General features: G+C 70.3%; 28 protein-coding genes and 1 pseudogene. 11 read left to right on the top strand and 18 right to left on the bottom strand.

What is annotated here, in order from left to right:
• Positions 1-93 precede the first annotated feature (93 nt).
• On the top strand, positions 94-876 hold the full coding sequence (locus E0500_RS37110) for a TVP38/TMEM64 family protein (protein WP_131564329.1): 783 nt from the start codon (positions 94-96) through the stop codon (positions 874-876).
• A 14-nt stretch (positions 877-890) separates the two neighbouring features.
• Here E0500_RS37110 and E0500_RS37105 read toward each other — a convergent pair whose 3' ends face one another.
• Entirely contained in the window at positions 891-2,060 is a 1,170-nt protein-coding gene (locus tag E0500_RS37105; RefSeq protein ID WP_131564327.1) for a thiolase family protein, read from the bottom strand.
• Positions 2,061-2,194: 134 nt separating this feature from the next.
• Here E0500_RS37105 and E0500_RS37100 point away from each other — a divergent pair, with 134 nt between their 5' ends.
• Positions 2,195-2,662, top strand: a complete 468-nt coding sequence (locus E0500_RS37100) for a helix-turn-helix domain-containing protein (protein WP_131564325.1) — start codon at positions 2,195-2,197, stop codon at positions 2,660-2,662.
• Positions 2,663-2,843: 181 nt separating this feature from the next.
• On the opposite strand, the gene E0500_RS37095 is transcribed toward E0500_RS37100, so the two are convergent.
• The 3 genes from E0500_RS37095 to E0500_RS37085 all read right to left on the bottom strand — a co-directional run bounded on the left by E0500_RS37095 (position 2,844) and on the right by E0500_RS37085 (position 5,828).
• A complete protein-coding gene (locus E0500_RS37095) occupies positions 2,844-3,458 on the bottom strand; it encodes a cupin (RefSeq protein ID WP_258573908.1) in 615 nt (204 codons plus the stop codon).
• Between the two features lie 163 nt (positions 3,459-3,621).
• On the bottom strand, positions 3,622-4,584 hold the full coding sequence (locus E0500_RS37090) for a PmoA family protein (protein ID WP_131564321.1): 963 nt from the start codon (positions 4,582-4,584) through the stop codon (positions 3,622-3,624).
• Positions 4,581-5,828, bottom strand: a complete 1,248-nt coding sequence (locus tag E0500_RS37085) for a Gfo/Idh/MocA family protein (RefSeq protein ID WP_131564319.1) — start codon at positions 5,826-5,828, stop codon at positions 4,581-4,583. Before E0500_RS37085 ends, E0500_RS37090 begins: the two co-directional genes overlap by 4 nt.
• 574 nt (positions 5,829-6,402) lie before the next feature.
• Here E0500_RS37085 and E0500_RS37080 point away from each other — a divergent pair.
• Positions 6,403-7,278: an undecaprenyl-diphosphate phosphatase gene (locus tag E0500_RS37080; RefSeq protein ID WP_131564317.1), complete on the top strand. Its 876-nt coding sequence runs from the start codon at positions 6,403-6,405 to the stop codon at positions 7,276-7,278.
• A 508-nt stretch (positions 7,279-7,786) separates the two neighbouring features.
• On the opposite strand, the gene E0500_RS37075 is transcribed toward E0500_RS37080, so the two are convergent.
• Entirely contained in the window at positions 7,787-8,068 is a 282-nt protein-coding gene (locus E0500_RS37075; protein WP_131564315.1) for a hypothetical protein, read from the bottom strand.
• Between the two features lie 260 nt (positions 8,069-8,328).
• Entirely contained in the window at positions 8,329-9,240 is a 912-nt protein-coding gene (locus E0500_RS37070) for an N-acetylmuramoyl-L-alanine amidase (protein ID WP_131564313.1), read from the bottom strand.
• A gap of 514 nt (positions 9,241-9,754) precedes the next feature.
• Between E0500_RS37070 and E0500_RS37065 the strand changes: the two genes are divergently transcribed.
• From E0500_RS37065 to E0500_RS37055, 3 genes are read left to right on the top strand one after another with little or no spacing between them, the layout of a single operon-like run.
• Complete coding sequence (locus E0500_RS37065) at positions 9,755-10,204, top strand: methyltransferase domain-containing protein (RefSeq protein WP_131564311.1); 450 nt, start codon at positions 9,755-9,757, stop codon at positions 10,202-10,204.
• A gap of 45 nt (positions 10,205-10,249) precedes the next feature.
• The gene (locus tag E0500_RS37060; protein ID WP_131564309.1) at positions 10,250-10,429 is read left to right on the top strand and encodes a hypothetical protein; all 180 of its coding nucleotides are present in this window, start codon (positions 10,250-10,252) and stop codon (positions 10,427-10,429) included.
• Positions 10,430-10,441: 12 nt separating this feature from the next.
• A complete protein-coding gene (locus E0500_RS37055) occupies positions 10,442-11,059 on the top strand; it encodes a chloramphenicol phosphotransferase CPT family protein (protein WP_131564307.1) in 618 nt (205 codons plus the stop codon).
• A 445-nt stretch (positions 11,060-11,504) separates the two neighbouring features.
• Here the strand turns inward: E0500_RS37055 and E0500_RS37050 are convergent, their stop codons facing one another.
• Entirely contained in the window at positions 11,505-11,690 is a 186-nt protein-coding gene (locus tag E0500_RS37050) for a hypothetical protein (protein ID WP_131564305.1), read from the bottom strand.
• 263 nt (positions 11,691-11,953) lie between these two features.
• Between E0500_RS37050 and E0500_RS37045 the strand changes: the two genes are divergently transcribed.
• Together E0500_RS37045 and lnt are read left to right on the top strand one after the other, a co-directional pair.
• Positions 11,954-12,433, top strand: a complete 480-nt coding sequence (locus E0500_RS37045) for a nuclear transport factor 2 family protein (RefSeq protein WP_131564303.1) — start codon at positions 11,954-11,956, stop codon at positions 12,431-12,433.
• A 238-nt stretch (positions 12,434-12,671) separates the two neighbouring features.
• Positions 12,672-14,237 (top strand): apolipoprotein N-acyltransferase, encoded by a 1,566-nt coding sequence (gene lnt, locus E0500_RS37040; protein WP_131564301.1) that lies wholly within the window; start codon positions 12,672-12,674, stop codon positions 14,235-14,237.
• On the opposite strand, the gene E0500_RS37035 is transcribed toward lnt, so the two are convergent.
• Both E0500_RS37035 and E0500_RS37030 read right to left on the bottom strand, forming a co-directional pair.
• Positions 14,161-15,066: a Gfo/Idh/MocA family protein gene (locus E0500_RS37035; protein ID WP_131564299.1), complete on the bottom strand. Its 906-nt coding sequence runs from the start codon at positions 15,064-15,066 to the stop codon at positions 14,161-14,163. The two genes, lnt and E0500_RS37035, sit on opposite strands and share 77 nt — an antisense overlap.
• Positions 15,067-15,101: 35 nt before the next feature.
• Positions 15,102-16,319, bottom strand: a complete 1,218-nt coding sequence (locus E0500_RS37030; RefSeq protein WP_131564297.1) for an FAD-dependent monooxygenase — start codon at positions 16,317-16,319, stop codon at positions 15,102-15,104.
• Between the two features lie 103 nt (positions 16,320-16,422).
• On the opposite strand from E0500_RS37030, the gene E0500_RS37025 reads away from it, so the two are divergent.
• From E0500_RS37025 to E0500_RS37015, 3 genes are all read left to right on the top strand, one after another.
• Complete coding sequence (locus E0500_RS37025; protein WP_131564295.1) at positions 16,423-17,022, top strand: TetR/AcrR family transcriptional regulator; 600 nt, start codon at positions 16,423-16,425, stop codon at positions 17,020-17,022.
• A gap of 80 nt (positions 17,023-17,102) precedes the next feature.
• Positions 17,103-17,615, top strand: a complete 513-nt coding sequence (locus E0500_RS37020; RefSeq protein WP_131564293.1) for a DinB family protein — start codon at positions 17,103-17,105, stop codon at positions 17,613-17,615.
• A 73-nt stretch (positions 17,616-17,688) separates the two neighbouring features.
• A complete protein-coding gene (locus E0500_RS37015) occupies positions 17,689-18,153 on the top strand; it encodes a hypothetical protein (RefSeq protein ID WP_181587357.1) in 465 nt (154 codons plus the stop codon).
• Between the two features lie 32 nt (positions 18,154-18,185).
• Here the strand turns inward: E0500_RS37015 and E0500_RS37010 are convergent, their stop codons facing one another.
• The 9 genes and pseudogenes from E0500_RS37010 to E0500_RS36970 all read right to left on the bottom strand — a co-directional run.
• A complete protein-coding gene (locus E0500_RS37010; RefSeq protein ID WP_131565210.1) occupies positions 18,186-18,713 on the bottom strand; it encodes a tetratricopeptide repeat protein in 528 nt (175 codons plus the stop codon).
• 141 nt (positions 18,714-18,854) lie between these two features.
• Entirely contained in the window at positions 18,855-19,538 is a 684-nt protein-coding gene (gene ung, locus E0500_RS37005; protein ID WP_131565207.1) for a uracil-DNA glycosylase, read from the bottom strand.
• A 163-nt stretch (positions 19,539-19,701) separates the two neighbouring features.
• Positions 19,702-21,282, bottom strand: coding sequence for an ABC transporter substrate-binding protein (locus tag E0500_RS37000; RefSeq protein WP_131565205.1), 1,581 nt, complete (start codon positions 21,280-21,282; stop codon positions 19,702-19,704).
• A 202-nt stretch (positions 21,283-21,484) separates the two neighbouring features.
• Positions 21,485-22,252, bottom strand: a complete 768-nt coding sequence (locus E0500_RS36995; protein WP_131565203.1) for an SDR family oxidoreductase — start codon at positions 22,250-22,252, stop codon at positions 21,485-21,487.
• A 17-nt stretch (positions 22,253-22,269) separates the two neighbouring features.
• Positions 22,270-23,031 (bottom strand): 3-oxoacyl-ACP reductase FabG, encoded by a 762-nt coding sequence (fabG, locus tag E0500_RS36990; protein WP_131565201.1) that lies wholly within the window; start codon positions 23,029-23,031, stop codon positions 22,270-22,272.
• A gap of 182 nt (positions 23,032-23,213) precedes the next feature.
• Positions 23,214-23,624: a DUF3037 domain-containing protein gene (locus tag E0500_RS36985; protein ID WP_309505280.1), complete on the bottom strand. Its 411-nt coding sequence runs from the start codon at positions 23,622-23,624 to the stop codon at positions 23,214-23,216.
• Positions 23,621-24,376, bottom strand: a complete 756-nt coding sequence (locus E0500_RS36980; RefSeq protein ID WP_131565197.1) for a HipA family kinase — start codon at positions 24,374-24,376, stop codon at positions 23,621-23,623. Before E0500_RS36980 ends, E0500_RS36985 begins: the two co-directional genes overlap by 4 nt.
• Positions 24,377-24,442: 66 nt before the next feature.
• Positions 24,443-24,649 (bottom strand): hypothetical protein, encoded by a 207-nt coding sequence (locus E0500_RS36975; protein ID WP_258573903.1) that lies wholly within the window; start codon positions 24,647-24,649, stop codon positions 24,443-24,445.
• Between the two features lie 209 nt (positions 24,650-24,858).
• Positions 24,859-25,165 (bottom strand): annotated as a pseudogene (locus E0500_RS36970) (IS3 family transposase); the annotation flags it as partial.
• Between the last annotated feature and the right edge of the window lie 334 nt (positions 25,166-25,499).

Raw genomic sequence — 25,499 nt, 5'->3', positions numbered from 1 at the left:
CTCGGACGGACGTATCCGGCTGTTCCCCTTCCCGTGACGCCGATGAGACGAACCGTACGGCGATCACTCACATTGGTCGGTTAGTGTCGCCGGATGCTCGATGCCACCACCCGCTCTGGAGGCACCGCCACGGCCGATCCCCAGGCCACCGCTGCGGAGCTCGCCGTCGTCCCGGACACCGTCGCCCCTGAGGCGCCGACCGGTCTCGTCGCCCGGTGCACCAGAGTGCTCCGCTCGCCCTGGTCGCGGTTCGCGCTGCTCGTCGCGCTGCTCGCGGGCGCCGCGTCGAGCATGCTGCTGTTCGAGCCGCAGCGCCTGCTGGCCGAGGGCTGGCCGCCACAGCTCGGCGGGGCCGCGGCGGCCGTGGTGTTCGCTGCGGCCTACGGGCTGTGCACGGCCGCGTTCGTGCCCCGGCCGCTGCTCAACCTGGCGGCGGGCGCCGTGTTCGGTTCGGAGCTCGGGCTGGGAACCGCCCTCGTGGGCACGGTCCTCGGGGCAGGGATCTCGTTCGGCCTCGGCCGGCTCCTCGGGCAGGACGCGTTGCGCCCGCTGCTGCGCGCCCGCTTCCTGAAGGTGGCCGACGAACAGCTCAGCCGGCACGGCTTCCGTTCGATGATGGCGTGCAGGCTGTTCCCCGGGTTGCCGTTCTGGGCGGTGAACTACTGCGCGGCTGTCTCCCGCATGGGCTGGCTGCCGTTCCTGCTCGCGACGGCGCTCGGTTCGATCCCGAACACCGCCGCGTACGTCGTCGCCGGCGCCCGTGCCTCGACGCCGACCTCGCCCGTCTTCCTGATCGCCATCGGTGTCATCGCGGTGCCGGCCCTGATCGGCGCGGTCATCGCCTGGCGCAAGCGGCACCACCTGCGCGGGCACTGAAGCCGGCGCCGCGATCAGACGCTCTCCAGCACCATCGCGTTGGCGAGCCCGCCCGCCTCGCACATCGTCTGCAGCGCGTACCGGGCGCCCCGCGCGCGCATGGCGTGCACGAGGGTCGTCGTCAGCCGGGTGCCGCTCGCGCCCAGCGGGTGACCGATCGCGATCGCGCCGCCGTGCACGTTGACCTTGGCGAGGTCGGCGCCCGTCTCCTGCCGCCAGGCAAGGACGACGCTGGAGAAGGCCTCGTTGACCTCGAAGAGGTCGATGTCGTCGAGCGTCAGCCCCGCCCTGCGGAGCACCTTCTCGGTGGCGGGGACGACCCCCGTGAGCATGAGCAGCGGGTCGGAGCCGGTGACGGCGAAGCTGTGCAGCCGGGCGAGGGGGCGCAGGCCGAGGCGGGCCGCCGTCTCGCCGGACGCGATGAGCACGGCGGAGGCGCCGTCGTTGACGGGGCTCGCGTTGCCCGCGGTGACGTTCCACTCGATCTGCGGGAACCGCTCGGCGAATTCCGGGTCGTAGTAGGCGGGCCTGAGTCCGGCGAGGATCTCCGTGGTACTGCCGGGGCGTACGCACTCGTCGCGTGTCACACCCTCCAGGGGCGCGACCTCGGCGTCGAAGAGGCCGCCGTCCCAAGCTGACGCGGCCTTCTGGTGGGAGGACACGGCGAAGGCGTCCATCTGCTCACGTCCGATGGACCACTTGGCGGCGATGAGCTCGGCGCTGATGCCCTGCGGCACCAGGCCCTCCGGGTAGCGGTCGGCGACCCCGGGGCCGAAGGGGTCCTTGCCCGCGGGCACGTTCGACCACATCGGCACACGGCTCATCGACTCCACACCACAGGCGACGGCCAGGTCGTACGCCCCCGACATGACGCCCTGGGCGGCGAAGTGGACCGCCTGCTGGGAGGAGCCGCACTGGCGGTCGACCGTGGTGGCGGGCACCGTCTCGGGGAAACCCGCGGAGAGCACGGCGTACCGGGTGGTGTTCATGGCCTGCTCGCCGACCTGGTCGACGGTGCCGCCGATGACGTCGTCGACGAGTGCCGGGTCCACACCGGAGCGCTCGACGAGGGTGCGCAGGGTGTGGGCGAGGAGCTCCACGGGGTGGACGTGGGCGAGGGCGCCGTTCGGCTTGCCCTTGCCGACGGGGGTGCGTACGGCTTCGACGATGACTGCGTCGCGCATGGTGCGGCCCTCCTTGGCCGGCGGATGCCAGGGCGATTACCAGTGAGTAGGTAATCCAAACCCACCATAGCCGAGCGAGTTGGAAAAACAAACTAGGAGAGTTGGAAAGGCAAACTCTCCCCTAGACTGGGCGTATGCCCGCCGCCAAAGACCCCCGACCCTGTTCGATCGCCGACACCCTGGCGCTCGTCGGGGAGAAGTACTCCCTGCTCGTCCTGCGCGAGGTGTGCCTCGGCAACGGACGGTTCGACCAGCTCGTCCGCAACATCGGCGCCCCGCGCGACGTGCTGGCCACGCGCCTGAAGCGGCTGGTGGACGTCGGCGTGCTGGAGAAGACCCCGTACAGCGAGAAGCCGCTGCGCCATGAGTACCGGCCCACCCCGGCCGGACTGGAACTGGAGCCGGTCCTGGTCACGCTCAAGGAGTGGGGCGACCGCCACCTCAACCCGGAGTCTCCTCCGATGGTGCTGGAGCACGTCTGCGGCCACGAACTCGTCCCTCGCGTCGTCTGCTCGGAGTGCGGCGACGAGATCCGGCACGACGACCTGACGGCTCACCCGCAGACCCCGGGCTGGACGGTGGCGGGCCCGGCGGTGGCGTAACGAGTCGCGGGATGAGAACGAGGGCGAGCGAGAGGGAGAGGAACAAGGGCGAGGGCGAGGGCGACGAGAGGCCCGACGCGTGCGCCGACCGGGCTTTCCCGCCCGCGATTCCGTGGGGAGCCCAGGGACTCCCGGGGCCCCACGGAATCCTCAGGAAGCCCCCTTAGGAGGCCCCCTTGTATCAGGCAGTCCCCTTGTAGACGTCGAGCCGCCCGCACATCCCGAACTTGCCGTACGCCGCGGGCTGTTCGGCCTTCACCACGGCGTCGGAGAGGTGCGACAGATCGCCCCGGTCCAGCCGGTCGAGCTGGTCCCCCGTGGCCGCGGCAGCCGCCTGCGCACCGCGCTGCCAGCGCGCCCGCCACTCGGCGAGCCGGGGCCGTACCAGCGCGGCCGCGGCCCGGTGGAAGGCGGCCAGCGGCTCGGGCCCGTCGGCATCGCGCAGCGCCCGGAAGCCCCGCAGGGCGAGGTCGCGCCTGGCGCGGGCGATCCGCTCCTGCTCCTCCTCGGGCACGTCCGCCGGGACGGCCGTGGCGGCGGCGTACGTCTCCGGGTCGGTGAGGTACTCGGGCGGCAGGGTGAGCACGGCGTCACCCGCCTCGGGGAGCCCGTTGTTCTGCATCAGCACCGTGATGCGCAGGGCGTCCTCGTTCACGAGCCGGTGGATGGTGCCGGGCGTGAACCAGGCGACCGTGCCGGGCACGAGGGGCGTGACCTCGTACCCGGACGTCGTGAGGGTCTGCACCGCGCCGTGCCCGCCCGTGACGACGTACGCCTCCGAACAGGTCAGGTGCATATGGGGAGTTCCGCCGCACACTCCGTCCGCTGCGGGCCAGTCGTAGACGGACAGATGCGAGACCGCGACGGCTCCCGGCAGTCCCGTGAACTCCACAGCACTCACCTCCCGCACCCCTCGCATCCCTCGTACTCGTCGTACCCTTCGTGCTCGTCGCGGGGGCTCACCACGGGTGCTCCTCCAGGTACTTGGCGATCTCCGCCCGCTCCCACGCCCCGTCGGCCACGACAACCCGGTAGCGGCGGGTGAGCGTGTCGCCGGGAGCGAGCTCCAGCTCCTCGAAGAAGGCCCAGGAGGGGGCGACGGCGGCGAAGGGCTCGTTGCGGACGAACCAGTGGGCCGGGTGGGTACCCCCGGTGCCCGCGTGGTCGTTCTCGGGTGCGTGGGCGAAGACGAGGGTCGCGTGCCCGTCCGTGACGTCGTGCTCTCCCGAGTAGGCGAGCCAGGGCGCCTGCTCGCCCATCAGCTCGGGCCCTTCGGAGTCGGGCCCGATGATCCGCCCGTCCCGGAAGGCCCGCGGCCCCCGCCAGAACAGACCCGTGTAACCGGCCATCTCGCGCCCGGCGGTGGTCGGACTGCCGAACCGCAGCGGCTCGTCACGCCTGTTCGTGATGGCGCTCGTCCAGGTCAGCGCCCAGGACCCCGCCGCCGGATCGACGTCGTGCACCTCGATCCGGCGCTCCTCGTCGGCCCACAGCTCCCCGGTGTACGGGTGCCACGTGAGCCGCTCGGCGATCACGACCCGGGTGCCGTCCGAGGCGACCTCGTCGAAGCCGACGTGGGCCATCGACCCCACCCGCTCAGGGAGTTTGAGATATCCCTCTCCGTGAACGTATGTGTTGCCGCCCCACAGGTTCTGGCCGGACAGGTGCGAGGCCGTCAGCTGCAGGCCCTTGTGCCAGCGGTGGTCGTTGGGGCGGTAGTCGGTGACGACGTCGCCGGCCAGGGTCCTGACCGGGTGCAGGTACGGCTTCGGCGCCTCCCAGGCCGCCTCCGGCTGGTAGACGTAGCTGAAGAGCTCGACGCCGGTGGTGGATTCGGTGACGGTGATGCGATCGCCGTGGGCATGGACGATACGCAGACCGCTGGACTCCGGAGCCTGCTGGGCCTGCTGGTTCGCGCTCATGCGGGGATCTCCTCGCTCGGGGCGGTCTCCGATGCCGGTGCCACTACAGGTGCCCAGCCGGGGGCGCCCCCGTGCATGGCGGTGTAGTACGGGTCACCGGGTCCGATCTCGCCGGCCCGCACGGTCGTGTCGGTGAACGCCGACTTGTAGATCGCGGTGATCAGTTCCAGGCTGGTCCGCCCGTCGGCACCGCTGCTGCGCGGCCGCTCCCCCGCACGCATGGCGGCGACCAGGTCCCGCAGCTGCTCCAGGTGCGAGCTCGGCACGTCCGCGCCGAAGTCCTGCCAGGCCGCAGCCTCGGCCTCCGGGACGCCCGGGGCGGCGGTGATCCGCCAGTTGTCGTTGCTGTGGCCGTACAGGTGGGTCAGCTCGACGGTGGCGCGCTCGCAGTCGATGCGGATGCGGCTGACCTCGTCGGGGCTCAGAACGCTGTTCACGATGGTGGCCATCGCACCGTTCTCGAAGCGGACGAGCGCGGTGGAGACGTCCTCGGTCTCCACGTCGTGGACCAGGCGCCCGGCCATGGCCCGTACCTCGCTCCACGGTCCGAGCAGGTCGAGGAGGAGGTCCATCTGGTGGATGCCGTGGCCCATGGCAGGTCCGCCGCCCTCGCTCTGCCAGCGGCCACGCCAGGGCACGGCGTAGTAGGCGGCGTCGCGGTACCAGGTGGTCTGGCAGTGGGCCACCAGCGGGCGCCCCATGGCCTGCTCGGCGATCAGCCGCCGTACGTGCCGCGAGCCCGAACCGAAACGGTGCTGGAAGACGATCGAGGCGTACGGTCCGCCGTCGGTGCCCTCCTCCGCCTCCACTGCGTCGAAGTCCGCGAGCGTGGGCACGGGCGGCTTCTCGCACCACACCCAGGCGCCGGCCCGCAGCGCGGCCACGGTCTGCTCGCGGTGCAGCGTCGGCGGGGTGCAGACACTGACCAGATCGGGCCGCTGCTCCGCCAGCATCCGGTCCAGATCGGTGTACGCGTGGGGAACGCCCCCCGCTTCACAGAACGCCTTCACCGCGTCGGCGTCGATGTCGACCGCGGCGACCACCTCCGTCTCGTCCTCCGCGGCGAGCTGGGCGAGTGCGGGCAGGTGGGAGCCGCGGGCGATGGCACCGGTGCCGATGATCGCGGCCCGGATGCGGCGGCCGTTCAGCGGGGCCGCGGGGTGGTCCGGAGCCGAGCCCGGGGCCGCACCCGGGTCCGGATTCTGGGCGGGATCAGGACTGTGGGCGTTGCTGGGTGTGGGCATGGACGTGATCAGCACTCCATCGGACGGGACGTCAGACGCTGGCCAACGCCTGTTGGCTCCGGGCGGACCGGTGACAGCAAGCGCTTTCTCCTCCGGCTGAAACGTATGTGTCGACATAGTGACCGGTCAACACCGCCGACGCCTCGACCGGCCAGACGGACCGAAGCCCCGCACCGCCGCGGCTCGGGAGCCCCACCGCCGCGGCTCGACCGCCCAGCCGCCCGCGGCCCGGGCGCCCCACCGCCGAGACCGCCGGCCTGCCACCGCCGGTACCGCAGCCCAGCCACTACGGATACCCGCTCAGCCACCGCCGATACGGCCACCCCGTCCACCCCGGCCACGCCTGGGCCACACCTGACGTGCACCTCGACCTCAGCCCCGAGCCCGCACCCGCCCTGCCGCACCCCGTGCCGCTCGGTCACCCCCAGTCCCGGCCGACCGCCCCGGGACGCCCCCGTGACAACCCTGTCACCGGAGGACGCTACGCTGCCCCTCAACACCCGTGATCAGCCGCCCCGCGGCCACGGCGTGTCCGTCGGCCCTCCCACGAGCAGCGCTTGGACCACCTAACTCCATGTCTTGGTTTGAATCCCTCATCCTCGGACTCGTCCAGGGGCTGACGGAGTTCCTCCCCGTCTCCTCAAGTGCGCACCTGCGCCTGACCGCCGCGTTCTCCGGCTGGGAGGACCCCGGTGCCGCCTTCACGGCGATCACACAGATCGGCACGGAAGCCGCTGTGCTGATCTACTTCCGCAAGGACATCGTGAACATCATCTCGGCGTGGTCCCGCTCGCTGGTGAACAAGGAGATGCGCAGCGACCACGATGCCCAGATGGGCTGGCTGGTGATCATCGGCTCCATCCCGATCGGTCTGCTCGGCGTGACGCTCAAGGACCAGATCGAGGGGCCGTTCCGCGATCTGCGCATCACCGCCACGATGCTGATCGTCATGGGTATCGTCCTCGGCGTGGCGGACCGGCTGGCCGCCCGCGACGAGGCGGCCGGGAAGCACCGGGTGCCCAAGCAACGCAAGACGCTCGACCAGCTGACCGTCCGGGACGGCCTGATCTACGGCATGTGCCAGGCCATGGCCCTCATCCCGGGCGTCTCCCGTTCCGGCGCCACGATCAGCGGCGGCCTCCTCATGGGCTACAAGCGTGAGGCCGCGGCCCGCTACTCCTTCCTCCTCGCCATCCCGGCGGTGCTCGCCTCGGGCGGCTACGAACTGAAGGACGCGTTGGAGGGGGGCCACGTCGCCTGGGGCCCGACGCTCTTCGCCACGTTCGTGGCGTTCGCGGTCGGTTATGCGGTGATCGCCTGGTTCATGAAGTTCATCTCCACCAAGAGCTTCATGCCGTTCGTCTGGTACCGCATCGCCCTCGGAGTGGTGATCATTGTGCTGGTCAGCGTGGGTGTACTGAGTCCTCACGCGGCCGACTCGGCGGGCTGATCCGGGAAGTCGATCGCGAGCTTCGCCCAGTCGGGGCTAGAGGCAACTAGAGGAGATTCGCCAACTTTCGAGCCCGCCCGACTGGATCATCTCGCTGTCGTCTCCCGCTCCCAGTCCGGTACGTACGAAAACGGCCCCCTCAGAGCACTCACGCTCTGCGGGGGCCGTAATCATTCGCCAGGAGACCAGGGTGAGGGGAACCACCCGGGAGATGCTCACGGCAGACAGGCGTGTTACGGACCGGGCCCAGCCCGACGGGTACGCCCACGGTCCTCAACGTGCCGCTCACCGATCTGGTGCGGTGACCCGCCGCCGGGCACCGGGGAAGAATGTCGGCGGCGGGCGCGGGCTTCGGCGCCGCCGCTTACCTCCTGTATCTGCTCACGCAGCGCAAGGATTCACGCGCCCCGCCCAGGCAACTGGCACCGTCGAACGTCGCGAAGGCTGAGTCTCCTACGCACCAGTACAGGCTCGGCCACCACGCCTCCAGCGGTCAGATCGGTCCGCGTCACGGCGCACCCCCGAACCGTGTCACCAGCAACCGCAGCCGGCTGGCATCCAGTTCGAGAACCTCGACGCGGGCCTCCGCCTTCGTCTGATCAGCCTCCGCCTGATCCACCTCCGCCTTGTCCCGCTCGGCGATGAGACGCTGAGTGAGGCTGCCGTATCCCGTCGCTGCGCCGGCCTCCCTGGCCCCCCGGTTCGCATCGCGGGTGCCGTATGCGACGGCGATGGCGGCCACGGGCCCCGCGATCAGCGCGCCGATCGCCGTCACCATGGCCGCGTCCACGCCACCGCCCTTTCCCCGACGCGCTCATGAGGCGGAATCAAGCCTCCGACGGAGGCGGCGCGGAGAGCTTCGGTGCCTGCCGGTTCGGTACCGCCCACGTCAGCCAGAGCGCACTGAGCACCGCGATGCCCGCAGTCACCCACTCTCGCAGGCGATCTGACCATCCTGCGCCGCAGCCGTCACAGCAGCCGCACCCGCGGCGAGGCCGCCCACGAGGGCCTCAACTACGCCGAGATCTGTATGGGTTCGTTCTTCCAGGCTCAGGCGACGACGGTGAAGCCGTACGTCTTGCCGAGCTTGGTCAGCGAGGTCTTGCCAGGGATGCCGTCCGCCGCCGGGCCCGAATACCCCAGGCGCCGCTGCCACTTCGCGTACGCGTCGACCGTCGCCGACCCGAAGTGCCCGTCGCTGTACTTCTTTTCGAGCAGCCCGGCATCCACCAACGCCGCCTCCACCACCTTCACGCCGCTGTACGTGACCGGCGTCCCCGACCGTGCCGGGTCGCTCTTGGCCGCCGCGACGAGCTTCGACAGATCCACCACCGGAACCGTGGGCTTCGGCGGCGTGGCCTTCGGCGGGGCCTCGCCGAGCCGCTTCGCGACCCGCTCCCGCATCGAACTCATCGTGAACCCGCGGGGGTCCACCTTGCCCGGCTGCCACTCCAGATGACCGATCACCGAACGCCCCGACCAGCCGTGATGTCGGCAGATCGCCGCCGCCACCTTCTCTATCGCGAGGAGCTGCGCATCCGGCCACGGGTCCTTGCCGTCGCCGAGGTTCTCGCACTCGAAGCCGTAGAAGTGCCGGTTGCCGTCCACGCCGGCCTCGTTGTCTGCCGGCAGGGCGCGCTCGGCGATGACGGCCTGGAGGACATCCGGGTCGCCCAGGCCGGCGTGGTTCGCCCGCCCGTAGCCGACCAGATGGACCTTGCCGTCCTTCGTGATCACCCCGTGGCACAGCGGGCCCGGCAGCGACGAGTGACCGTTGCGGCAGAGCTCCACCGTGCGCGCCGACCCGGACGTCACCGTGTGGTGGACCATCACCCCGTTCACGGGCCCCCACGGGCCCATGCGGTTGCGGTTGTGGGTCTCCCAGTCGCCCACCTCGACGACGTTGGCGCCCTCGTTGAGGAGTGCCTGTCTGAACTGGGCGGCGGTCATCGGTGTAGCCATGGTCAGGGCCCCTTCGTTGGGTGGACGAACGCTTGAACTCGGCGAGCACCAGCAGCCGGGCCACGCCGTCGCTGTGGGAGACGCGCAACGCCAACGGCACGTCCGGGTAGACGAAGATGCCGTGCCCCTTGGTGAGTCACTGCATCCTGGTGCTCGGCGGCCGATGGTCCGTGGCAGTCATGTCCGGCGTCCCGAGCGGGTCCCGGACGAACTGGTCGCGCAACTCGCTGTAGCCGCACGGCCTCCCACTGGACCATCGCGTGCAACTCGCCCCACCCTACGATGCGCTGCCGGATCAGCCCGACCGGTCGTCAGACGCCCAGTCCGAGACCACAGTCCCGTCAGGCTGGTCGGCGGGGAGCATGCCCAACGGGTCATACGACTCGCCCGTCCCGTACGGGAACGCACGATGCGGTAGCCGCCCGGCTCCACGAGCCGCGACGTGTCGATCTTCAAGGAGACGAACCCGGACGCCGGTCACACAGGCCTCCAACATGACGAAGGCCCCGGCCGGATGACACGGGGCAGCGGGCGGAACGGGCCGGACGCCTCGGTGGACGGCTACCGGGCCGACAAGGCGTTCCACGAGCTGGCCCGGCCTGAGCGGGCTTTGACAGAGGCCCGCAGGTCTCTTGTGCCCGGAGGGCGGATCCTGCTGGTGGGCCACGACTGGGACACCGTCGTCATCGACTCCGCCGATCCCGCCCTCGCCCGCACCGTCCTGCACGCCCGCGCAGACCTGGTCGCCATCGCGCGTGCCGCCCGCCGCAACCGCAACCTGCTGCTGAACACCGGCTTCGGCGCCGCGGCGATCGAGGTGCACACGGGCGTGTTCACCGGGTCGACCATGAGACCCGCCAAGAGGGCCGCCGCGTCGTCGTCCGGACCGGCTGACGAACCCCGTGGACCGACCGGCCGAGGGCCCGAAGTCCGCATCGTGACCAACCACATACCACACGAGTAGCGGCGCGGTAGCGCACTGTCAGTCCTTGCCCCTACGCTGGTCGGCATGTCCCCCGATTCCATGACCCCTGGTTCCGTGCGGTCCGCTGCCGACTTAAACGAGCAGATCCGAGCGCTGTGGATGCGTGCGGGCGGCTCGCTGTCCGCGCAGGAGCGGGCCGAGTACGAGCTGCTGGTCGTCAAGTGGGCGGCGGCGATACGCGGAGAGATCATCGAGGCGGCTTGAGGGGGGCACAGTTTGAGCGAGGCGTCCTGCTCGGAGCTCGACGACCGGCATCCGGATCCCGGCGCGTCACGGGGGACCGTCATCTTCCTGAACGGCACGTCCAGCTCGGGCAAGTCGAGCATCGCCAACGAGTTGCTCCGGATCCTCGACGAGCCGTACTTCCACCTGCCGGTAGATGCGTTCCACGCGATGCGGACGCGTCAGGAGATGCCACCCGAGCAGCTCACCACCGTTCTGCACAACACCTGGCGCGGCTATCACCGAGCGGTGGCCGGAATGGCCGCCGCCGGCAACAACGTCGTCGTGGACCACGTGTTGAGCGAGGAGTGGCGGCTGCGGGACTGTCTCGATCTCTTCGTGCCGCAGGACGTCGTGTTCGTAGGAGTGCGCTGCCCGCGCGACGAGGTCGAGCGGCGAGAGCGCAAGCGTGGTGACCGGCCGCCCGGTCTGGCCGTACGGCAGCTGGCGCAGGTCCACGCGCATGGCGTGTACGACGTCGAGTGCGACACCAGTCGCGCCGATCCCGACCAGTGCGCCCGCCTCATCAAGGAGTTCCTGCAGCACCGGCCCATACCCACGGCCTTCCAGCGGCTGCAGGAGAAGAACCCCGATGCCGTGAGCCTCGGCTGAGCCTCCGCGCCCATGGTTCGGTCCAATTTCCTCGGTGAGGCCCGGCGTGAGGGAATCCACGGCCGCATTTGCAACATCTTGATAATGGGAGCAACGGGAAGCGTGGTGGATGGGGAACAGGGACACGCGAACACGCGGACGTGTATACACGCCTCCTCGCCCACCCATCATTACTTCGGAACCACTCATACTCATACAGTCCCGGCCCAGCGGCACAGCGAAATCCCATTCGCCGCCCTCGAAGGCGGGAACCGCACTTTCTTATGCTCCTCCTACACCCCCTGATATCTACATCCCCTGCGATCTGCACCTGCGATCTGCACCCCTTGAGATATCGGTCCGTGCACAGCGGCGACTCATACTCGCCCAGGCCAGACACGGCGGGCGTCGGCGACCTGGCCAGAGTCGGCCGACGCCCCCCTTTACGCCGAACGGCGCCTGTCTCTTACGGAACCTTGAACTCGATCCGGCTGATGGCCGGTCCGTCCCCGGTGACCTGGCCTTCGCTGATCGCTTCACTCCAGGAGCCGTCCTGTTGGAGTTTCGCCAAAACCGCGGGGGAAAGACTGACGGTGATCTGGATGCCGCCCGCGGAAGCGGGGGCACGGTCTATGCGGATTTCATGACTCATAGCGGCGACGTTACCCGCAACGACCGCGCTGGCAACGACGTTTGGACTTTTACCCAGGGTCGTGAAGTTATGGGACGATCAGTCCTGTCTTGTCAGTAGAATTTCGATATTGACGGCGGCCTTTGAGGGCGGCGATATCGAAAGCCGTTCCAGCCGGGTGGCCCGTGCGATCGGAGCCTGCGCCGTCGCAGCACCCCGTTGCCACCGAATATCCCCCTGCAGGCCCCTTGGCGTGGCCCGCCCTCTCCCTCAACACTGAGCCGATGACGCAGCGTGTGGATCTCGCTACCGTGATGGACCGGCTCGCCGTGGACGAGGTGATCACCGAATACGCCGTCGCCGTGGACGACGGCGACTGGGAGACGTACCAAGGGTTGTTCGCCCCGGGCGGGCGCGCGGACTACCGCTCGGCCGGAGGCATCGAGGGGGACGCAGCCGAGGTCGGCGGATGGCTCACGCGGAGCATGGAGCTGTTCCCCATGCGGCAGCACCTGATCGTCAACCGGCGCATCCGCTTCGGCTCCCTGGAGCACGACACGGGCGACACCGCCCGCGTCCAGGCGGACTACATCAACCCGATGCGGTTCGCCGGCCACGACAGCGGGTCCACGGCCCCCGATTTCGTGTGCGGCGGCCGTTACGCCTTCGCCCTGGTGCGTACGTACGAGGGCTGGCGGCTGCGCGAGGTGGTGGTCCGGGAGAAGTGGCGCCACGCGCCCGACCGGCAGCCCGCCATGCCCTGAGCCTGGCCCCCGGCCAAAGGCCCGCCATGCCCTGAACGGCCTCCAAGCCGACCCCAAGCCGCCCCCAGCCGGCCCTGAGCCCACCCCAAGCCGCCCACAGCCGACCCTGAGCCGCCTTCAAGCCGCCCTCACGCGGAGATCGCCGTGGCCGGAGACCACCGTGGCCGGAGACCACCTGTCGGAGATCGTCCGCCGCGCGCACACTGGAGGTACGCACCACCGGGGAGGGAGGCGCTCCATGAAGATGCCCGATCACTGGCTGGCCTCCCCGTGGCGGCGCGGACTGCTGGCCGCGTCGTCCGGGGCCCTGCCGATGTTCGCGTTCCCGGCGCCGTCCCTGTGGTGGTTCGCGTACGTCGCCCTGGTGCCCTGGATGCTGCTGGCCCGCTCGGCGCCCACGGGCAGGCGGGCCGCGTACGACGGCTGGCTGGGCGGTTTCGGTTTCCTGGTGGCCGTGCACCACTGGCTGCTGCCGAGCCTGCACGTGTTCATCTTCGTGATAGCCGCGCTGATGGGTGTGCTGTGGGCGCCCTGGGGCTGGCTGGTGCGCCGGTTCCTGGCCGGTGCGCCCTCGGCCGGGCGGGTGGCGGCCGCAGTGGTCGTGCTGCCGTCGGGCTGGCTGATGGTGGAGCTCGTACGGTCCTGGCAGGGACTGGGCGGGCCGTGGGGGCTGCTCGGGTCCAGCCAGTGGCAGGTGGAGCCCGCGCTGCGGCTGGCCTCGGTCGGCGGTGTGTGGCTGCTCAGCTTCCTGGTGGTGGCGGTCAACGTCGCGGTCACCGTGCTCGTCGCGGTGCGGCGGTCCCGTGTCCCCGCGGTCGCCGGGCTCGCCGCGACCGTCGCCGTCACCTCGGCGGCCTGGGTGTGGTCGCCGCGGCCCGACGTGGTCGGGCAGGCGCGGATCGGCGTCGTGCAGCCCGGTGTCATCGCGGGCCCGGAGCAGCGGTTCGCCCGCGAGGAGGTCCTCACCCGCGGGCTCGCCGGGCGCGACCTGGACCTGATCGTCTGGGGCGAGAGCAGCGTCGGCTACGACCTCACCCACCGCCCCGACCTCGCGGGCCGTGTCGCCGCCCTGTCCCGCGAGACGGGGGCGGACATCCTGGTGAACGTCGACGCCCGCCGCGCCGGCCACCCCGGCATATACAAGAGCTCGGTGCTCGTCGGCCCTCAGGGCCTCACCGGTGACCGCTACGACAAGATGCGGCTGGTCCCCTTCGGCGAGTACATACCCTTCCGTCCGCTCCTCGGCTGGGCCACCTCGGTCGGCAAGGCGGCGGGCGAGGATCGTATGCGCGGGACCAAACAGGTCGTCATGGATGTGGGGCACGGGCTGAAGGTGGGCCCGATGGTGTGCTTCGAGTCGGCCTTCCCCGACATGAGCCGCAATCTCGCGCGGGACGGCGCCGATCTGCTGGTCGCCCAGTCGTCGACGTCCACCTTCCAGCACAGCTGGGCCCCCGAGCAGCACGCGTCGCTGGCCGCGCTGCGGGCCGCCGAGACCGGCCGCCCGATGGTGCACGCGACGCTCACCGGCGTCTCCGCGGTCTACGGCCCGAGCGGCGAACGCATCGGCTTCTGGCTCGGCACGAGCGCGAGCACGGCAGCGGTGTATCAGGTGCCGCTGGCGGACGGTGTCACTCCATACGTCCGGTTCGGCGCCTGGCCGGTGCACGCGTCCGTGCTGGTGCTGGTCGCGCTGGGCGCCGTCGAGGGCGGGCGGGCCGTGCGGCTCAGGAGAACGACTCCTCCACCACCCGCACCACCCGCTCACACAGTTCGTGAGTCGCCAGTGCGTCACGGGCGCTGAGCACTCTGCCCGCGCGGACGGCGTCGAGGAAGGCGAGCACGGCCTGCTCCACCCCCCGCTGCCGGGCGACCGGCACCCAGTCGCCGCGCCGCCGCACGGTCGGCTGCCCCTTGTGGTCGATGACCTCGGCGAGGTTGACGACCTGGCGTTTGGTGTCCTGCCCCGACACCTCCAGGATCTCCTCGGCGGAGCCGCTCAGCCGGTTCATCACCCCGAGCGCCGTGAAGCCGTCGCCGGACAGTTGGAGCACGACGTGGTGCAGCAGTCCGTGCTCGACGCGGGCGCGCACGGTCACGTCGTCGACCGGTCCGGGCGCCAGGAACCGCAGGGTGTCGACGACGTGGATGAAGTCGTCGAGGATCATCGTGCGCGGCGCCTCGGGCAGCCCGACGCGGTTCTTCTGCATCAGGATCAGCTCGCGCGGGTGGTCCGCGCACTGTGCGTACCCGGGTGCGTAACGCCGGTTGAAGCCCACCGCCAGCCCGACGTCGCGCTCCTCGGCGAGCCCCACCAGGCGTTCGGAATCGGCGAGTTCGTACGCGAGCGGCTTGTCGACGTACGTCGGTATGCCCGCCTCAAGGAGCCGCGCGACGATCTCCGGGTGGACCTCGGTGGGCGCGTGGACGAAGGCCGCGTCGAGGTCCTGGGCGAGCAGGGAGTCGAGGTCCGCGTGCCGCTGCGCCGCGGGGAGGTGAAGGCCGTCGGCGACCCGGTCGAGCGTCGCGGGCGTCCGCGTCTGCAGGTGCAGTTCGACCCCGGGCTGGCTGCCGAGCACCGGCAGGTACGCCTTCCGCGCGATGTCGCCGAGTCCGATGCAGCCGACCTTCACAGGGATCTCCCGTCCAGCGCCACCTGGGCGCAGGGCTACTCGTAGGGCTTCCGGGGCGTGCCGGCACGTGCCTCGTCCGAAGCATACGGCGGCTGGGGCGGGCACCAGTCGGCGATCCCGCCGAAGCTCCGCAGGAGGACGCCGGGCGCGGCCTTGGACAGCGCGGCGACCATCGCGTCGCGTACGGCCGTGCCGACCCGGCCGGACATCATGTTGAGCCGGGCGACGCCCACCGCCTTGCGTGCGATCTCCGTCGTACGGGGCAGTCGTGCGGCCGTGTACGCGGCGAGGTCCCCGCTGTGGGCGGCCAGCACGATCGCGTCCTCGACGGCCTGGTTGCCGCCCTGCCCGAGGGTCGGCGGCATGGCGTGCGCGGCGTCCCCGAGCAGCACCACCCGGCCGCGGTGGAAGGCGGGCAGGGGCTCGGCGATGTGGTGGACGTCGTGGCGCAGCACGTCCTCGGGGCGCGCGGCCGCGATGACCTGCGGGATCGGGTCGTGCCAGGTGCCGAACCGGCGCACGAGTACGGCCTGCTCGTCGTCCGGTGCGTGCCCTCCGGCGGGGGTCATGGCGGCGGCGTACGCGTACACCCTGCCGTCCTTGAGGGGGTGAGTGCCCCAGATGCGGCCCCTGCCCCAGGTCTCGTGCGAGGTCACGTTGCCGGGGTGCAGCCCCGGTACGGGGATGACGACGCGCCATGTGGTGAACCCGGCGTAGACGGGGCCGGGGTGGTCAGGGAAGAGCACGCGGCGTACGGCGGAGTGGATGCCGTCGGCCGCGACGACCAGGTCGGCCTCCAGTTCACCGTCGGGAGTGCTGACACGGGCGGGCCGGTCCGGGCCGCCGGGGTCGGTGAGGGCCGCGGGGACGGACACCCGTACGGCGTCCTCGGGGAGCCGGGCCGCGAGTCGGTCGATGAGCGTGGAGCGGTGGAGGAGGACGAGTGGTCCGCCGAAGCGTTCGGTCAGGGCGGCGGTGTCGGCGCGCGACAGCCAGCGGCCGCTCGGTGTGCGCACCCCTCCGTCGCCCTGCCAGGCGGCGAGGCCGCGGATCTCGTCGCCGAGTCCGATGACGTCGAGGGCGCGCAGGGAGTTGGGGGCGAGGGAGATCGCGGCACCCACGGGCTCCAGGGAGCGGGCCCGCTCCAGGACGGTGACGCGCCAGCCGCTCAGATGCAGGGCCACCGCCGCGGTGAGTCCTCCGATGCCGCCTCCGACGATCACGGCGTGGGACCTGCCGCGCTGCTGTGTCATGGCTCCTCCTCGTGCGCTCCGTACCGACGAACGTTTACTACAGCTGTAGTTGGCTTCCCTCTCGACCGTACTACAGGTGTAGTTCGCGGGGTAGGTTGATCTCATGCCCGTACGCAGCCCCGGCCCCTCCCGCGCCGATCTCATCGCCGACACCGCCCTCGTCCTGCTCGCCGAGCGCGGCATGCGCGGCCTCACCCACCGGGCCGTCGACGAGGCGGCGGGGCTCCCTCAGGGCTCGACCTCGAACCATGCGCGCACGCGGCAGGCGCTGCTGGAGATCGCCGTGCGGAGGCTGGCCGAGCGGGAGGCCCAGGTGCTCATGCCGGACGAGATGCCGGCCGCCCAGGAGGGGCACGACGGGGTCGAGGGCATCGTGGACGGGCTGGCTCTCGCCCTGCACCGCTACCTGACCGGTCACCGTGACCTGCTGGTCGCGCGCTACGAACTCGCCCTCGAAGCCACCCGGCGGCCCGGACTGCGGGAGTTCTACGACGCGACCGGGAGTCGCTTTCGTGATCCGCTGACCGCGTGGGTCACCGAGGCGGGTTCGCGGGACCCCGCCCGGCACGTGCTGTCGATGGTGGCGTTCTGCGACGGGTTGATGTTCGCGTGCGTCGCGGGTTCGTTCCACGCGGCCGTGCCGACCCTGGACGAACTGCGGGAGAGCTTCCGGGAGTTGATGAGGGGGATGTTGCGCCGCTGACCCCGGCCGACCGACCGGCTCCCGTCGGCGTTCCGGCAAATGTGTGGTGCCGCGTGAGCCGCTCCAGGAAGATGCGCATCATGACGATCAAGCGCACCGACCCCGCGACCAATGCCGACGAACGGTCCACGCTGGAGGGTTTCCTCGACTACCACCGCCAGACGCTGGAGCTGAAGTGCGCGGACCTGGACGACGCACAGCTCAGGACCGCGTCGGTGCCGCCCTCCGAGCTCTCCCTCATGGGTCTCGTACGGCACATGGCGGACGTGGAGCGCAACTGGTTCCGCAGGGTGCTCGCCAACGAGGACGCGGGGCCCCTCCACTACAGCGACGAGGACCCGGACGGCGAGTTCCACCTCACCGACACGGACACCTGGGAGGACGCGTACGCCGCCTGGCAGGCCGAGATGGCGGCGGCCCGGAGCAACGCGGCACGCTTCGCCCTGGACGACGTCAGTGAGGGCAGGAGCCGGCTCATCGAGGAGCCCATCACCCTGCGGTGGATCTACAACCACATGATCGAGGAATACGCGCGGCACAACGGCCACGCTGATCTGCTCAGGGAGCGCCTCGACGGTGCCACAGGCGAGTGACCCCGTCACTCATGCGGGGCATCCCGGGCCCGTCCTCTCCCGGAATCGGTCCGGACACAGCAGAGTGGCACGGGTGCATCGAACGACGACCACCGCGACGCTGTTGGTCACCGCAGCCGTCTCGGCCCTCTCCGGCTGTGTGACCATCAAGCACCCGGCCCCACCAGAAGTGAAGCCCGCACCCACCCGGCCGTCGGCGCCGCCCTCCGGCGGCCACGCCGAGCCCCAGGTCGTGCAGGCCCCGGCCCAGGAGGCGCTGGAGCGCGTCGGCCCGTCGCGGACGCCCACCCCGAGCGCGTCCGCGGCACCGAAGTCCGTCTCCACCCCGGCGACCGCGCCCTCCGCCAAGCCCCGACGACCGGACCCCGCCCCACCGGGACAGCCGAAGCCCCGTGTGCCGGACCCCCGGACCGCGATCCCCCGGGAGCTGGCCGAACCGCCCAGGACCAGTGATCTGTGTGCCCTCGGCCGCAAGTACGGCGGGTGGCCGGACGACAGCCCGCAGGCCGGTATCTGCCAGAACACCTACGGACGTTGACGACGGGTCCCCCGGCGCCGGGACCTAGCCAGCTAGTGTCGCTGTCCGGGCGGTCCCGGCCGCTCCTCCCGCCCGGCGGCGGAGTCGTGCCCGTTCAGTCGCAGGTCCAGGCGGTTCATCGCCGCGCGGATGCCGTCGCCGTAGCTGTCGTCGCCGAGGGTGTCGACCGCCTCGTACGCGAGGCGGAGGTGGCTGCGGGCGGCCTCCGTCCGGTCGAGCTTCGCGTAGTCAGCGGCGAGGTTCAGGTGCAGCGACGGGTAGAAGGCGCGCACCGCGAGCGAGTGGTGGTGCTCCTCCACCCGCCCGTCGGTCAGCTCCCCGGCGGCCTGCAGGGCCCTCAGGTCCCAGGCGAGTTCGTCGGCGGGGTCCTGCTGCGTGTCCGCCATGTAGTGCGCCAGCGTGCAGCGGTGCAGTGCGTCTCCGTCCTCGCCGATCTCCGCCCACAGCTCCAGGAAGCGGTCCCGGGCCTCGTCGACGTCACCGCCGTGGTGCAGCATGACGACCTGGCCGATCCGGGTCATCACGGCATCCGGCGCCACCTGTTCCTGTTGCTCCGCCACCGCGGCCTCCCTGCTCGTCGTACTCGTCGTCGGTCCCTCAGGACGCTAACGGCAGGCACTGACAATCACTGTCAGGCGGCTCCGTACGGCCACTGGGCCAGGCCGGTGACGGTCCCACTGGCCGTACGGCGGGAAGCCGGGTCAGCCCAGGTTCGGAATCTTCCAGTCGATCGGCTCGTGGCCCTGCGCCGCCACCGCCTCGTTGATCTGCGTGAACGGGCGGGACCCGAAGAACTTCTTCGCGGACAGCGGCGAGGGGTGCGCGCCCTTCACCACCACGTGCCGTTCCTGGTCGATCAGAGGCAGCTTCTTCTGCGCGTAGTTCCCCCACAGCACGAAGACCGCCGGGTCGGACCGGTCCGCGACCGCGCGGATCACCGCGTCGGTGAACTTCTCCCAGCCCCTGCCCTTGTGCGAGTTGGCCTCGCCGGCGCGGACCGTGAGCACCGCGTTGAGCAGCAGCACGCCCTGCTCGGCCCACGACATCAGATAGCCGTTGTCCGGGACGGACGTACCCAGCTCCTCCTGCATCTCCTTGTAGATGTTCCGCAGCGAGGGCGGGGTCTTCACGCCCGGGCGCACCGAGAAGCACAGGCCGTGGCCCTGGCCCTCGCCGTGGTACGGGTCCTGGCCGAGGATCAGCACCTTCACGCGGTCATACGGCGTCGCGTCCAGCGCGGCGAAGACCTCCTCGCGGGGCGGGTAGACGGGACCCTTCGCACGCTCCTCCTCGACGAACTCGGTGAGCTCCTTGAAGTAGGGCTGCTGGAGCTCCTCGCCCAGGACGCCGCGCCAGGACTCGGGCAGCATGGCGATGTCGGTCACGTCAACTTCCTCCGGTGTGCGCTTGCTTCACGGCCGCACAGCGCGCGACCGTGGGCCGCCGCGCGCGAGCACGGCCGCCTTCCGAGCACAGAACCTACAGGCGCCCACTGACAACCGCGCCCGAAAGCGAGGCCACCGGCCGGTCATCGGGATATCGGCGGAGTTACCAGCTGGTCTTCCAGGACAGTGCCCACATCGTCATCATCGTCGCCGGGTCGATGGCCTTCTCGGCGCCGGCGATCTCCTCGTTGGCGGCCACGTACTGCTTGCCCTGCCAGAGCGGCAGCAGCCGGGCGTCGTCCAGGAAGATCTGCTGAGCCTTCTCGAACTCCTCGGCCACGGCCCCGCGGTCGCTCTTGCGGCGCGACTCGGGAAGCAGGTTGCCCGTGATCTCGGGAGCCTCATAGGGGGTACCGAGCGCGTTCTGCTCGCCCACGAAGGGGGCGACGAAGTTGTCGGCGTCGGCGAAGTCGGGGAACCAGCCGCGCCCGAACACCGGGTACTCGCCCTTCTGGTAGCCCTGTACGTACGTCTTCCAGGGTCGGCTCTTGAGCGTCACCGTGAACAGGCCGGAGGCGTCGAGCTGTCGCTTCAGCTCTTCGAAGGCGGGCTTGGTCTGGGAGCCGTAGCGGTCGCTGGTGTACCAGAGGGTGAGCGGGACGCGTTCGGTGATGCCCGCGTCCTCAAGGATCTGCTTGGCCTTCTTCGCGCTGGGGTCCCCGTAGTCGTCGAAGAAGCCCGTGGTGTGGCCGACCAGACCCCTGGGGATCATGGAGTACAGCGGTTCGACGGTGTCCTTGTAGACCTCGTGGGCGAGCGCCGGGCGGTCGACGACCTGGGCGACCGCCTTGCGGACCGCAGGGTTCTTGGCCCAGGGGTCCTTGGGGTTGAACACCAGGTAACTGATCTCGGTGGTGGGGTTCTCGATGAGCTGGAGCCCCTCCTCCTCACCGTTGGCCTGGATGTCGACGGTGTCGGAGGCGGGGAGACCGCGGTAGATGACGTCGATCTGCTTGTTCCTGAGGGCGTCGACCATCTGCGACGACTGCTGGAAGTAGCGGATGGTGACGGCGTTGTTCTTGCGGTCAGCGATACCCTGGTAGCTGTCGTTGCGGACGAGCCGGGCCTTGTCGCCGTCGTCGTAGGACTCCAGGTTGTACGGCCCCGAACCGGTGATCGTGCCGTCCTCCCGGAGCGAGTCCGCGGGGTACTCCTCGGGGTCGACGATCGACATGGCGGGCGTGGACAGTACGAAGGGGAAGGTGGCGTCGGGCTCGGAGAGGTGGAAGACGACCTCGCGGTCCCCCTTCGCCTGCACTCGGGAGAGGGTTCCGAGCAGGCCCGCCGGGCCGCCGTTGACGTTGATCTTCTTGACCCGGTCGATGGAGTACTTGACGGCCTCCGCGTTCAGCTCGTGCCCGTCGGAGAACTTCAGGCCCTCGCGGAGCTTGCAGCTGTACACCGTGCTTGAGCTGTCCGTGAACGCGCAGCTCTCGGCGGCGTCGGGCTGGGGCTCGGCGGCGTCGGGGGAATAGTTCAGCAGGGTCTGGAAGACGTTGCGGAACAACTCCCAGGAGCTGTCCCAGGCAGCCGCCGGATCCAGGGTGCTCGGGGTGCTGGTGGTCCCCACGACGATGGGCCGGTTGTCGTCGGACGAGTCCGAGGAGAGGACGCCACATCCGGCGACCATGGTTATGGATGTGACCGTTGCCAGCTGACGCAGGCGTCTGTCCCGCTTGAACACGCGCACCATCCTCGATCGGGCGTACCGCAAGGGTGGGCAGACCTTACCGCAGTGTTTCGCCCGATTGGACCCCGCCTCTGAAACGGGCCGTGATCAGCGAGTATGTCCGCGCCGTGAAGCAATGGTGTTCTCCGTTTGTGTGCCTCGCACCGGTGGGCGCCCGCGCGTTTCTCCGGTGCCGCGCGGACACCCACCGCCGCCGTCAGTGCACGCCGGCGTTGAGGAAGATGCCGCCGTCGACCACCAGCGTCTGGCCCGTGATCCAGTCGGACTGCTCCGAGGTGAGGAACGCGGCGGCACCGCCGATGTCGGAGGGCACGCCCAGCCGCCCCAGCGGGTAGGAGGCGGCGGTCTCCGCCTCGCGGCCCTCGTAGAGGGCCTGCGCGAACCTGGTCTTCACCACCGCGGGCGCGATCGCGTTGACCCGCGCCTTGGGCGCGTACTCGTGCGCGAGTTGCAGCGTCAGGTTGATCATGGCGGCCTTGCTGATGCCGTAGGCGCCGATGAACGGGGAGGCGGAGACACCGGTGATGGAGGCGATGTTGACGATCGCTCCGCCGTTGTCCTTCTGCCAGGCGTGCCAGGTCTTCTGGGCGAAGCCGAGGGCCGAGACGACGTTGGTCTCGAAGACCTTGCGCGCCACGTTCAGGTCGAGGTCGGCGATCGGGCCGAAGACCGGGTTGGTGCCGGCGTTGTTGACCAGGAAGTCGACGCGGCCGAAGGCCTCCATGGTGCGCTCGACGGCGACGGCCTGGTGGGCCTCGTCGTGGGCCTTGCCGGGGACGCCGATGACGCGGTCGGCGCCGAGCCGCTCGACGGCCTCCTTCAGGGCGTCCTCGTTGCGGCCGGTGATGCACACGCGGTCACCGCGGCGGACGAGCGCCTCGGCGACGCCGTAGCCGATGCCGCGGCTGGCGCCGGTGATGAGCGCGACCTTGCCGGAGGGCTCGGGGAGCTGAGCGGAAGTCATGTTCTGGTTCTCCGGTCTCAGTTGAGCGGTCCGCCGGCGACGTACAGCACCTGGCCGGAGACGAAGCCGGCGGCGTCACCGGTGAAGTAGGCGATGGCGCCCGCGATGTCGTCCGGGGTGCCGACGCGCTGCACGGGGATCTGGGTCGCGGCAGCGGCCTGGAACTCCTCGAAGTCCATGCCGACGCGGGCGGCGGTGGCGGCGGTCATGTCGGTGACGATGAAGCCGGGCGCGACGGCGTTGGCGGTGACGCCGAACTTGCCGAGTTCGATGGCGAGGGTCTTGGTGAAGCCCTGCAGACCTGCCTTGGCGGCCGAGTAGTTGACCTGGCCGCGGTTGCCGAGCGCGGAGGACGAGGAGAGGTTCACCACGCGGCCGAACTTGGCGTCCACCATGTACTTCTGGACGGCCTTGGTCATCAGGAAGGCGCCCCGCAGGTGCACGTTCATGACCGTGTCCCAGTCGGTTGCGCTCATCTTGAACAGCAGGTTGTCGCGGAGGACGCCCGCGTTGTTCACCAGGATCGTCGGGGCCCCGAGCTCCTCGGCGATCCGGGCGACGGCGGCCTCGACCTGTGCCTCGTCGGAGACGTCGCAGCCGACCGCGAGGGCCTTGCCGCCGGCGGCGGTGATCTTCTCCACGGTGTCCTTGCACGCGGACTCGTCGAGGTCGAGCACCGCGACGGCGCGGCCCTCCGCGGCCAGTCGTACGGCGGTCGCGGCGCCGATGCCGCGCGCGGCACCCGTGACCACGGCGACCCGCTGCTCAGTGGTGGACATTGCTGCTTCTCCTCGCCCTCGGAAAGCATGTGGACGGCCCTGGAAGTCCAGGGACACCTTCTGGTGAGCCTGCGGCCCCGCGGTACGCCGTTCCAGTGAGCGACCGCTTAGTACCTTGCCCGGACGTGACGCTAGAAGCCCTGGCAGCCGGTGTCAACGGCACACGAGCGACCTGTGATCCATTACTTGACCAGGAGGTCGAGCAACCGCTCCGCCTCGGAACCGGGGTCGGCGGTGAGCCCGGTGTGCACGGGCCCCGGCTGGACCACTGTGGAACGGGGCGCGATCAGCCAGCGGAAGCGCCGCCCGGCGTCGTCGCGCGCGGCTTGGCCCGCCGCCTCGCCTCCGGCGCACACCCTCTCGACGGCACGCAGAGCGGCCCGTACGCCCGCGACGTCCGCCTCGGGGTCCAGCGCCAGCAGCTTCGTCTCGTCGAGGTGTGTACGTGCGGCCACGAAGGACCGGGCACGGCAGTACACGAGTACGCCCGCATTGAAGCACTCGCCGCGCTCGACGCGGGGCACGACCCGCAGCAGCGCGTACTCGAAGACGTCCTGCTCCCTCGGCCGGGTCCCCAGGGTGCGCTCGCTCACTTGATCCCCTCGATGCGTTCGTGGATGACGGCGGCCCGCGCCAGCAGTTGCTCCGCGTACGCCCGCCGCAGCCCGTCCGGGTCGCCGAACCCCGGTTCGCCGGCCAGCCATACCTCGGGGATCTCGGCGGTGACCTCCGCCAGCAGGTCCTCGGTGACCAGGGGCGCCAACGCGTCGGCGGCGCCCGCGACATCCGGCCCGAAGGGCGCCAGCGCGTGGTCTGAGGCGTCGTACGGCCGCGCGGCCAGGGTCCGGGCGCCGGGCCAGTTGTGGTGCCAGATCATCGTGGCGCCGTGGTCGATGAGCCACAGGTCGCCGTGCCACACCAGGAGGTTGGGATTGCGCCAGGAGCGGTCCACATTGCCCACGAGGGCGTCGAACCAGACGATCCGGCCTGCTTCTTCTGGGCTCACCGGGAAGGCCAGGGCGTCGAAGCCGATCGCGCGGGACAGGAAGTCCATGCCCAGGTTGGCTCCGCCGCTCCCCTTGAGCAGGCCCTGCACCTCCTGGTCGGGCTCGCCGAGGCCCAGCACGGGGTCCAGGTCGATCGTCACCAGGCCGGGCACCCGCAGTCCGAGCCGACGGGCGAGCTCGCCGCAGACGACCTCCGCGACGAGGGTCTTGCGCCCCTGCCCCGCACCGGTGAACTTCATGACATAGGTGCCGCGGTCGTCGGCCTCGACCAGTCCCGGCAGCGACCCGCCCTCACGCAGGGGCGTGATGTACCGGGTCACGGTGACCTCTTTCAGCATTTTCCCAGGCCACCCGTCTCTTCAGCCTTGCAATCCACGACCAACTTAGGAGAGGCGCAGCATCGCCTATCGGTCCTCAACGGCCCTGGGGAGAATCTGGGGAGTTTCGACTGGCATACAGTTCTCCCTGCTTCCCGAGCAGTCCGTCGATGCCAGCGCGCCCCTTGTCTCCAGCCTCCGCATGAAGTGAGCATAGTAACCGAGGGTGATCGCGGGCGAGGAATGCCCGAGCCACCGCGCCAAGGTCACGACGGACGCTCCGGCCTCCAGCATGATCGGAGCACAGGTGTGCCGCAGCACATGGAAGCCGTCCTTCGGCGCAGCCTCCCACTGCCAGTCCTTTGCTCCCTCGACACGCGGCGGGATGGCGCTGACCTTGGCCAACGCGGGCTTCCGGGTGAAGGTGTTCCGCGTGTTCACCGCAATGGCGTTGCCGAATCATGAGGTTGATCCCCAGAAGTGGACACCGGGTTTCATACGGCGATGTCGCCGCACCACTCGGTGTTCAGCGTGTCCGCGGTGAAGTCGCGCATCAGCAGGTCCGGGGTGGGCGGCGCGGTCTTGTCCGCGATCGTGGTGCGCTTATTGCGCCGCAGGTGCCGGCCCACCATATGGTTGACGCGCGTCAGCCGGGCCACGCGCTTGCGGTTGATCTTCCGCCTGCGGAAGCTGAGTTCGGCATGTACGCAGCAGGGCGCCGCAGGCACCGTGGTGTTCGGAGTGGATGACGCGGATCTCCGCGACCGCCCGGTCCTCGGCCGCTTCGCGCTCGACGCAGGCCGGTGCGGTGGGCCTGGTGAGCAGCCGGGCGTTCTCGGCCCGCAGCCAGGACAGCTCCTCAGCCGGACCTTGACCGGCCCCGGGCACGTCTTGCCCGGCCATTGACACCGGCCCCCCACCAGGACGTCCCTTCCTGGACCATCAAGATCCACTGTCAGGGTGTCCACTCCGAAGGATCAGCCTCACAGCGACCATTACTCATGACCGGCACGGCCCGGGTGGTGGAGCGCGGCTGTTGCCGTGGCTGAGGCTACGCGCCACCCGCCGTAAGTGTGCACGCCGACGCCCGTTCACCTTGCGGCCGGAGGCGCCGCAGTGGATCGCCGGCCGGACCGCCGAGTCG

It is taken from the genome of Streptomyces sp. KM273126 (assembly GCF_004337435.2).
Classification (GTDB): domain Bacteria; phylum Actinomycetota; class Actinomycetes; order Streptomycetales; family Streptomycetaceae; genus Streptomyces; species Streptomyces acidicola.
This window is presented reverse-complemented; position numbering and strand designations above follow the sequence as displayed.